This window comes from Pyxidicoccus trucidator (genome assembly GCF_010894435.1).
Taxonomy (GTDB): Bacteria; Myxococcota; Myxococcia; order Myxococcales; family Myxococcaceae; genus Myxococcus; species Myxococcus trucidator.
In genome coordinates this window covers 1-1,714 of sequence record NZ_JAAIXZ010000057.1, presented here as the reverse complement: position 1 = coordinate 1,714, position 1,714 = coordinate 1, and the positions used below count along the sequence as shown (strand labels likewise).

The 1,714-nt window shown below is 69.7% G+C and carries 1 protein-coding gene; it reads right to left on the bottom strand.

From position 1 onward, the window contains the following. Positions 1-35 precede the first annotated feature (35 nt). Positions 36-1,633 (bottom strand): IS3 family transposase gene (locus tag G4D85_RS48350; protein ID WP_164021898.1). Its coding sequence is split into 2 segments (ribosomal slippage): positions 36-1,136 and positions 1,139-1,633, totalling 1,596 coding nucleotides; the frame shifts between segments, so codons are not numbered across the junction. Positions 1,634-1,714 lie beyond the last annotated feature (81 nt).

Below are 1,714 nucleotides of genomic sequence, written 5' to 3'. Positions count from 1 at the left end.
CGGTGAGCGTCAAGGAAGATGTCGGGTGAGTCGGGTCAGCGCGTCTTCGTCCGTGCGTGCTGAATGGGCGTGGTGTTCGCGGAGGGGTTGAGGCGCACGGGCCCCGCGGGCGTCCAGTTGCGCGTGGAGCGGCTCCAGCGCTCTGGGTGCCTGAGCTGCGCGCGCTGGTACACCGCGTGGCGCTGTGCCAGCACCTGACTCTCGCGGCCGAAGTGGCGCTCGTCAGGGGTGACGAAGCGGATGGCGCTGTGGCGGTGCTGGGTGTTGTACCAGGCGACGAAGCGCTCCACCCAGGCGGTGGCGTCGGCCACGCCGTGGAAGGGGCGGCTCGGAAAGTGGGGCCGGTACTTCAGTGTGCGGAAGAGGGCCTCGGAGAAGGCGTTGTCGTCCGAGACGCGCGGGCGGCTGAAGGAGGGCGCAACCCCCAGCCACTGCAGGGTGGCGAGCATGGTGGCGCCCTTCATGGGGCCTCCATTGTCCGAGTGCAGGACGAGGCCCTCGGGCTGGCCGGCCTCTTCCCACGCGCGCCGGATGAGGTTGGCCGCGTGGGAGGCGGATTCCTCCTCATGCACGGACCACCCCATCACCCGGCGGCTGTACACGTCCACCACCAGGTACAGGTAGAGGAAGGCGCCCTTCACCGGGCCGCGCAGGTACGTAATGTCCCACGTCCACACGCGATTGGGCGTGCATGCTACGTGTTCGGCCTTCGGGCGCGAGGTGGGCGCGCGTGCAAGGCCTCGGTGGGCCAGCAACTGCGCAGCCCTCATGACGCGGTAGAAGCTCGCCTCGCTGGCCACGTACTGTCCGCGGTCAGCGAGCGCTGGGACAATCTGCTTGGGTGACAGGTCGCGGAACTCCTCGCAGGTGACGAGCGAGCGGATGTGCTCGCGCTCCGCCTGCGACAGCTTGTTGGCTGGCTCCGTGTGCGGGCCGCAGCGCCTGTCCTCCACCGTCTCCGGTCGGCGCCAGCGCTGCAGGGTGCGCTCGGTGACACCCAGCCGCTCACACACCACCTCCTGGCGGGCGCCCGCGGCCACCGCTTCGTCGACGAGGGCGCGCATCACTTCTCGCTCCTCCCGCTCGGTGCGGACTCCTCGTCCTCCTCCTCCGGCGCGTCCCAGCCCAGCGTCTGAAGTTTTTTTTCGAGCACCAGCATGGCCGCCGTCTCGGCGAGCGCCTTCTCCTTGCGCCGCAGCTCCCGCTCCAGCTCCTTCACCCGCTTCTCGGCAGCCACCAGCCTCTTGCGCGTCTGGGGCGGCACGCCGTCCGTCGTGCTGCTTGAGGCGAGCGCACCCGCGGCGGCAGCGCGCCACTCGGCCAACTGCGCCTCGTGCACGCCCTCACGCCGCAGCAGCTCCCCGAGTGCCTCACCGGCAAGACCCTGGGAGGCGACCACCACCTTGAGCTTCTCCTCGGGCGTCCAGCGACGGGGGCTCTGGGGGGCGGCAGGGGTAGGCTTCGGGTCAGGCGGGGTGCTCATGGCGGCCGCCACGTTACGCGAGCGCACCAGCCACTTCGACAGCGTGGGCTGAGGCACGCCCACCTTCTTCGCCAACTCCGTCGCACTCACCGCGGGTGGGCCCAGCATCTTCTTCACCATCTGCTGCTTGAAAACTTCCGAGTACGGCACGGCGTGTCTGCCTGTCCTCGCCCCCTGGGCGGTGTCACCTCAGCGAGTTAGCCGAGGCGACATCTTCCCTGACACAGGGGG